The organism is Mesorhizobium sp. M7A.F.Ca.US.002.01.1.1 (assembly GCF_004022955.1).
GTDB classification, from domain to species: domain Bacteria; phylum Pseudomonadota; class Alphaproteobacteria; order Rhizobiales; family Rhizobiaceae; genus Mesorhizobium; species Mesorhizobium ciceri.
The window spans coordinates 1-7077 of the sequence record NZ_RZQE01000311.1 but is presented as its reverse complement, the minus strand read 5'-3'; the positions used below and the strand labels follow the sequence as shown (position 1 = coordinate 7077).

The window sequence follows — 7077 nt, the reverse complement described above, 5'->3', positions numbered from 1 at the left end:
TTTTGAGCGGCGGCGGGGATCAAATGGTGGGAGAATGGAATGTCGAGGCCGGGCAACGGCTCGGAACCAAGATCGAGGGTTCGGCCGATCCGATGGCCGAATATGCCGGCAATCCGGACGCGGAGGTGTTCCGCGCCTGCGTCGCATGCCACACGCTCGATCCCCACGAGGGCGATCGCGCCGGTCCCACGCTTCACGGCATCTTCGGCCGCAGGATCGCATCCGTGCCTGGCTACCGATACTCGCCCGCTTTCAGGGAGATGGACATCGTCTGGACGCCCGAAACGGTATCGAAGCTGTTCGAGCTTGGCCCGAGCAGATACACGCCGGGCACCAAGATGCCCGAGCAGACCATTCGCGACCCCGAGCATCGGGCGGCGCTGATACGATTCCTACAGGCCGAGACCCGCAGCAACTGAGTTTAGACCCGTTTGGTTTCCGAGTTCCGGTCCCGGAGATAATCCTCTGTCGTTCGCGGGGCCGGCCGGCCAGGACCGGCATAGGGATCGAGGTCTTCGCTCATGGCGGCATCGACGCGGCAATTGTCGCACATCCGCACCAGTTCCAGCCGCCGCGCGTTTTCGCCCGAGAACATCCAGTGCCTGCCTTCCAGCTTGGCGACGATCCGCTCAATCGTACTGCGGGTCCCGAACGGGTTGCCGCAGCGGATACACTCGTAGGGCTGTTCTTCCTTGACGACCCGACGTGGCGCGCTCCATGCCGGGAAATCAATCCGCGGGGCGAGACGGATCACCTTCTCCGGACAAGTCGCAGCGCAGAGCCCGCATTGGACGCAGGCACTTTCGGAAAAGTACAATGCAGGCTGTTGCTCGCTGTCGGAGAGCGCAGCCGTTGGGCACGCCGACACGCAGGAGAGGCAGAGCGTGCAGCCCTCGACATTGATATCGAGCCCGCCGAACGGCGCTGCCGCTGGGAGCACTACGCGCTCGACTGGCGTCGGCGCGGCGCGATGCAGTTCGATCATGCTGTTTCGCAACAGGCTGCGCTTGTCCCCCAGGGGCAGGAAGGTCGCTGGCGTCGGCGTGCTGGAGCCCGGTTGCACACGGTCGAGCGCCAACCTCAGCATGTCCGGATCGTCGGTTTCGATCAGGCCGCAGAGTTCTGACCCGTAGCCGAGCGATCGCGCGAGGAGATTGGCGATGGTGACGTTGCGGGCCAAGCCGGTGAGCTCGTGCTTGGGCTTCGCGGAGGCGAGCGCCATCACCGCCGCCGCGCCCCATGCCACCGGCGCTATCCACGCCTCTATTCCCAATTGCGTTATCTCGTTCACGGCGACTGGCAGTACATTCGCAGGCAGGCCTGGGCCGAACCGCGCGAGCGCGTCAATCAGCGGCTCGCCGTGATAGCCGTCATGGAACAGAACGACCGGATCCCTGCCACCCGCCTCTCGATATGTGACCAGGAGCGAACGCAGCCGCCGAAGCAGGGTTTGCGCATCCGGAACGGCATATGCGGCTGCACCGGTCGGACAGGCGGCCGCGCAATTGCCGCAACCGGCGCAGATTTCTGCGTCGACGATCACGTGGTCGCCGGCCGAGGCAATCGCACCGGTAGGGCACAGATCCAGGCAACGCGTGCAACCGATGATGCGGGAGCGTGAATGAGCGCACAGATCGGCGGAAAAATCGATGTAGCGCGGCTTGTCAAATTCGCCGACGAGGCCAGCAGCCTTGGCGATCACGGCCGTTACCGCGGCCCGGTCGGCGGAATCCGCTTTGAGGTAGCCCGCGCGCAGGTCGTGAGCCGGAAATAGCGGAACGCCGCCGGAGAGGTCGATCACGATGTCTGCTTTAGAGATTGCGCCGTCACGAGCCGCACCGAAGCGCAGGCGGTCGCGCGAAGAGGGAACTGGCAAGGCGAAATCATCAACGATCAGCTCGAAGGCACCCAGATGGCCTTGTGCATTGCGGATCCTGCCCCGCACGACGGGGAAATCCCACACGCGGTTGGGTGTAACCTCCGCGGGTCGCGTCAGCAGGACGGTCACGTCCAGATCCCCGGCAAGCTGGCAGGCGACCTCCATTGCCGCCTGGTCGCGGCCATAAACCAGCACCACGCCATTGCTTCGAAGCGTGACGAGGGCGGGCGGCGAGGTCGGTTCGGCCACCATCGCGACGAGTGCCGCCGCCTTCGGCCCGGCGGATGCGGCCTCTGCCGACCAGCCTGCCGCCTCGCGGATGTTCACGAAATCGAGGTCACCCGCAAAGCCGATTTCCTCAGCGACTTCGCGGAAAAGCGGCGCCTGCTGTGTGCAGGCTATGGTGATGGCTCCCCCCTCGCTCAATCTGTTGCGGATACGCTCGATTTCGGCGCCGCACAGCTGATCGCCCGATTGCACCTGAGCGTCTTTGCATCCGCGGCGCACGCTGTCGCCAAAACCAGGCATGCTGCGCTCGCAGGAGCAGATGAAGACCGTGCGCGGTTTGTCCAGGCTCATTGCGCCTCCCGGCTACGCGACACCGCCCGCTGCGGTAGCGCCTTTACTGTAGAGACAGTATATACATTATTGGAGAATTAGGCCGCCGTCATCAAAAATGGATCGGCATCATGCCCCAGCGTGCTTCGGTCACCGACCGCGCCCTCGATCTGCCCCCGCTCTACAGCCTCACTGTCTTGAGAGAAGCCGGCGATGCCTTCGAGCACGCCCGCGCCATTGCCGGCGAGCAGGGTGCAGGGACGCTGGTCTGGGTACGGCGCTATGATCTGGCCGAGTTCGCGGTCGTCCTGGAGCCTGAACAATCGTTGGCGCAGGCCCGCCTTGCCATCTATGCCGGAATGAACGCTCTGGCCGACGCGCTTGCAGCGCGTGCACCGCCTGAAATGCCGGTCACCTTCGACTGGCCGGACGCGATCCGCATCGACGGCGCTCTCGTTGGCGGCGGACGCCTGGGCTGGCCTGAGGGAGCTCGCGACGAGGAGACGCCGGCCTGGCTCGTCTTTTCTGCCATGATCCGCATCGCGGCCGTGCGCGCTTACGAACCTGGCGAGCGGCCGCTACTCGGCGCGCTTGACGAATTGGGCTTCGAAGCCCCCGATCCTGGTGAGATCATCGCCAGCTTCTCCCGTCACCTGATGAACGCGTTCCACGAATGGGGCGAAACCGGCTTCGCATCGCTCGCCAGCCAATGGCTGCACCGCTCCTCACACCGAGGCCAGGACGTTCGGATCGCTGACAATGGCGACCTGCTGCTTCCGGGGAAGCCTTGCCCGGGAGCCTCCGAAAGGCGGAGTTTGGTGGAAGCTCTTGGCTCACCTTCGTGGCTCGATCCCGCTACGGGTGTGCCATGGCTCTAAAGCTACTGCGCACGATCCGCCTAGATCCGTCGGATGGCTTCGTCTATTCCCACGCCGCGGAACCCGGCGAGTGGGCCGTCACGGGGACTTTCCGGTTCTTCGCCGCCGATGTCGAAAGCCTCTCCGGCAAGGAACGACAAGCCTTCCGCGCCGGCTTCATGGGGGTTAAGAGCTTCGGCTGGTCCACCCTCGTCATCGTGACGGAGGCCACCGCGGAAGAAGTCGCGGCTGCGACCGAAAGACTGGCCGAGCAGCTTGTCGCCCGTTGCGGAGCGCCCGGGATGGCGGTCGCGCGCGCGGCCGCCGAGGAGGAAATCGCCTTCGCGCAGTCCTTGTGCAGTCATCCGCCGAACACCCTTGTTGCGCTGCACCGCGCTGGCGAGGAGGCGGGCATCCGTGAATCGTTCCGCACCCTACACCGGAAGGTGAGCCGCCTTGATCCGGCGGCCGCATTCCGCATCATCGAGGTCGAGGGAGAAGAGGGTGCGATGGAAGAAGTCGACATCGTGGTGCTGGCGGGTAGGCACAAATGATAGATTTCTGGATTTCTTCGGGCCACCATCTGCTCGATCGCGACAAGGCAGGCCGGTTGATGGTGACTGATCCGTTCCTCAAAGCTTATTTGGCTCGCCCTGAGCTTCTGCCGCCGGAAGATGCGTGCGCGGCGGAGTTGCGGCTGCATCACGAGTTGCTGATGCACGATCCGCGCCGGCCGGTCGGGAACGAGGAGATCGCCGCGATCGACGACCCGGATGCTCGGGAAAACTGGGAGTTCATGATTGCCTTTCGCAATCGCCTTTTGGCAGCGCCGTCCCTCGAAGCCTGCTATCTCGAACTCGCGCGCGGCTCGGCTGCCGACATTCCGCCCCTGTTCATGAACCAGCTTGCGCAGCTGGTGCTGCGCAATGCGCTTGACGGCGACGACGATCCCTTCGTGCTGCGTGCGGCCGAGCTGTTTTACCGTGCCCAGCGAGTGACCCTCCATGAAGGTGCGCTGCTGCTTGCAGATGCGGAAACCATTGAAGTCCACGAGCAGAACCGTCACGCCTCGCCTCTCCTGAACATGCTCGGAGGGCCTGCCGTCACCGAGCTGCAGGTTCTCGAGGAGAAGAATGCCTGCAGCTATTTCGGCAGGAGCGATGCCTTTGACATGGTGCTTGGCCTCGGCGACGTCGACAGTCCGGCGCGGCGCGGCCTTGCCGCCGCGATCGAGGCCTGGATACGCCATCTGCTGGCCATTGAGGTGAGGGTTGAGCCGGTCGAGCGGACCGAGGACGACGATTGGGCATGGTTCGTCGGTCTGGACGCGGAGGCGACGCGTATCGGCAATGCGCTGTGGACAGGCGAGGACCTTGACCCTGAGGCGGCAAAGCGCATTATAGCTTTGTTTCGGCTCGACTTCTCCGAATTCGACGAAGTTAGGCCGGAAGTGGGTGCGCGGCCGATCTGGTTGATCATGGCGATGACATCCGACCGCATGGTTCGCATGAAGCCGCAGAACCTAATCGCCGGCCTGCCGCTTCGAGCCGCCACACCCGCAAGTTAGGCATTGTGGACAGTCAGGATTCCGAATTGGTTCGGGAAACAACTCAAGTCGGTGTCGTCGTCGAGCGACGGACTCTGCAGAACCCGTGGGTCGATCATGCCTGGATGCCCGTTGCGGTGCTCGTCGGCGTTCCGGTAGCCGCAGCTTGGACGGCGCTCGATGAAACCGCAACAGTAACCCGCTATTATGCGGGAGCGGCGGACATCGAGTTCTTCGGAGCGGACACGACGATGTACCGGGAGAACTTACGTTCTCAGCAGCCGAGCCTGTGGGTATCGCTCCGGCACACGAAGGCGCCTCCCGGGGTCCTGCTGCAATTGGTAACCGCCGATCCGTCGGACGCCGAGTCGCTGACGGAGTCCGGCACCGACATCATCGAGGCGGTGCCGATGCCGGCCGAGATCCAGCAGCAGCTTGCCGCCTTCGTCGAAGCCCACCATGTCGAGCGGCCGTTCGTCAAGCGCAAGCGCGATCGGGCAAACCTTGATGCGGGGCGCAATTGGCCTTCCGGAACTGGAGACAAGGAATGAGCGGCGGCAATGATAACATCTTCGCCCGCTGGTCGCGCCGGAAGCTGTCTGTGCGCTCGGCCGGATTTCAAGCAACGGACGACGAGAAGCTGGTACCTGACGCTGCGGCGGTGGATGCCGGCGCTGCCCGCCGAGCCACGGCTCAGGATGCGGGATCGACGCAAGACGAACCAGACGGACCCGCCGAGCCCCTCCCCCGCGTCGAGGACCTGACGCCTGAAAGCGACATTACGGCCTTCTTGAGAAAAGGCGTCCCTGCGGCGCTGAGGAGCGCCGCGACGCGCAGGATGTGGTCTCTCGATCCGGCAATTCGCGATTATGTCGGTCCCTCTGAATACGCCTGGGACTTCAACCAGGCGGGTTCGATGGCAGGGTTCGGCCCGCTCGACGCGAAGGAAGCAGTCGTCAGCTTTCTATCAAAGATGGCTTTACCCATCGAAGCGAATGAGCGGGAAACAGCCGCAATTCCCCGGCCTTGGCCCGCCCGGGCGCCCGGCGAAGCGCACGCCCAATGGCCGGAGAATACGCCGCCAGTTGGCGAAGCTGATACCGATGCGCCAGAAGCCCAGACCGTCGAGCCTACCGAGGTGAGGTCGCCAGTTGACGGAGCAGGTGAGATAGAGGCGGCGGACGCGGGCCCTGTCTCTCCGCCCTCGCGAAGTACCGAGGTCCTCTCCCGGCCGCGCCACGGCAGAGCGATCCCGCGCTGACGCCGGGACCTGCTGCACCCGTAGCGCAGAGCCACGATAGCTCACCCAATCAGGGGCCCACGATCAAGGTCACACGACCAACACCGACTTGCTACTAGACCAGCCGCACGAATTCGTCAGACTGCTGTTGCAATCGTTCGGGGTGGGGCTACAATCGCTGACCTAATCTCGGAAGCACGGTCAAGGTCACACGATGAACCCGGACTTGCCCCTGGACCAGGCGTATGGATCGTCGGATGGAGCGGATGCTTCAATCATCGATTTCGATGGCGCTGATCTTGACGATATCGATCAAGCCCGCGCCGACGAATATGCCCTCTTCGCGTTGCTATTGCTCAAGCCACCCGATAGCGGCTTCCTGACCCGGCTTGCCCGCCTGCAAGACAGCAGCGACACGCCGCTCGGTCGCGCTCACGCTGCCTTGGGCCGGGCAGCGGCCTGCACCTGCGCGGATGATATCAATCGCGAATATTTCGAACTTTTCATCGGCGTGGGACGCGGAGAGCTTCTTCCCTACGCTTCCTACTATCTCACGGGCTTTCTCAACGAACGGCCACTCGCCCGCCTGCGCCAGGACATGATGCGCCTCGGCATGGAGCGAGCCGCCGGCCACTGCGACCCGGAGGATCATCTCGGAACGCTCTGCGAGATCATGAGCGGCTTTGCCAGCAATCATTTCGAGGTGGCGGCCGGCGAAGAGCAGGCTTTCTTCGAACGGCACCTCGCGCCATGGGCCGGACGTTTCTTTGGCGATCTGGAAAGCGCAAAAACGGCGAAATTCTACCGATCGGTCGGCGTGGCCGGTCGAACCTTTATCGACATCGAAACTGAAGCCTTTGCCATGGAGACGCGGCGAAGCGCATAGGAAATGCAAGCGGGCCGGATGCCCCTGACAGATGGAGGTTGCAATGCAGGAGGAGCGATCGACGGGACTGAGCCGGCGCAGCTTCCTCCGGGCGTTCGGCGGCGCCTCCAC

Annotated in this window: 7 protein-coding genes and 1 pseudogene; 7 read left to right on the top strand and 1 reads right to left on the bottom strand. The window is 63.9% G+C overall.

The window, feature by feature from the left end; translation table 11 throughout:
• Positions 1-419: pseudogene (locus EN932_RS24680) on the top strand (hypothetical protein); the annotation flags it as partial.
• A gap of 2 nt (positions 420-421) precedes the next feature.
• On the opposite strand, the gene EN932_RS24675 reads toward EN932_RS24680, so the two are convergent.
• The gene (locus EN932_RS24675) at positions 422-2458 is read right to left on the bottom strand and encodes a 4Fe-4S binding protein (protein WP_128369130.1); all 2037 of its coding nucleotides are present in this window, start codon (positions 2456-2458) and stop codon (positions 422-424) included.
• Between the two features lie 110 nt (positions 2459-2568).
• Between EN932_RS24675 and EN932_RS24670 the strand changes: the two genes are divergently transcribed.
• The 6 genes from EN932_RS24670 to EN932_RS24645 all read left to right on the top strand — a co-directional run bounded on the left by EN932_RS24670 (position 2569) and on the right by EN932_RS24645 (position 6966).
• Positions 2569-3315 carry a biotin/lipoate--protein ligase family protein gene (locus EN932_RS24670; protein WP_128338250.1) on the top strand — a complete coding sequence of 249 codons (747 nt, stop codon included), beginning with the start codon at positions 2569-2571 and terminating at the stop codon, positions 3313-3315.
• Positions 3306-3848 carry a DUF6505 family protein gene (locus EN932_RS24665; protein ID WP_128338251.1) on the top strand — a complete coding sequence of 181 codons (543 nt, stop codon included), beginning with the start codon at positions 3306-3308 and terminating at the stop codon, positions 3846-3848. Before EN932_RS24670 ends, EN932_RS24665 begins: the two co-directional genes overlap by 10 nt.
• Positions 3845-4861, top strand: a complete 1017-nt coding sequence (locus EN932_RS24660) for a DUF6352 family protein (RefSeq protein WP_127367762.1) — start codon at positions 3845-3847, stop codon at positions 4859-4861. Before EN932_RS24665 ends, EN932_RS24660 begins: the two co-directional genes overlap by 4 nt.
• Before the next feature lie 26 nt (positions 4862-4887).
• Positions 4888-5391, top strand: a complete 504-nt coding sequence (locus tag EN932_RS24655) for a DUF3305 domain-containing protein (protein WP_128338252.1) — start codon at positions 4888-4890, stop codon at positions 5389-5391.
• Positions 5388-6101, top strand: coding sequence for a DUF3306 domain-containing protein (locus tag EN932_RS24650; RefSeq protein ID WP_127367124.1), 714 nt, complete (start codon positions 5388-5390; stop codon positions 6099-6101). The genes EN932_RS24655 and EN932_RS24650 overlap by 4 nt, the downstream gene beginning before the upstream one ends.
• Before the next feature lie 193 nt (positions 6102-6294).
• Positions 6295-6966, top strand: coding sequence for a molecular chaperone TorD family protein (locus tag EN932_RS24645; RefSeq protein ID WP_127367123.1), 672 nt, complete (start codon positions 6295-6297; stop codon positions 6964-6966).
• Positions 6967-7077: the final 111 nt, after the last annotated feature.

Excerpts from the sequence above, each read along its gene's own strand:
- EN932_RS24675 (WP_128369130.1), bottom strand. The coding sequence starts at position 2,458 with ATGAGCCTGGACAAACCGCGCACGGTCTTCATCTGCTCCTGCGAGCGC.
- EN932_RS24670 (WP_128338250.1), top strand. The coding sequence starts at position 2,569 with ATGCCCCAGCGTGCTTCGGTCACCGACCGCGCCCTCGATCTGCCCCCG.
- EN932_RS24665 (WP_128338251.1), top strand. The coding sequence starts at position 3,306 with ATGGCTCTAAAGCTACTGCGCACGATCCGCCTAGATCCGTCGGATGGC.
- EN932_RS24660 (WP_127367762.1), top strand. The coding sequence starts at position 3,845 with ATGATAGATTTCTGGATTTCTTCGGGCCACCATCTGCTCGATCGCGAC.
- EN932_RS24650 (WP_127367124.1), top strand. The coding sequence starts at position 5,388 with ATGAGCGGCGGCAATGATAACATCTTCGCCCGCTGGTCGCGCCGGAAG.
- EN932_RS24645 (WP_127367123.1), top strand. The coding sequence starts at position 6,295 with ATGAACCCGGACTTGCCCCTGGACCAGGCGTATGGATCGTCGGATGGA.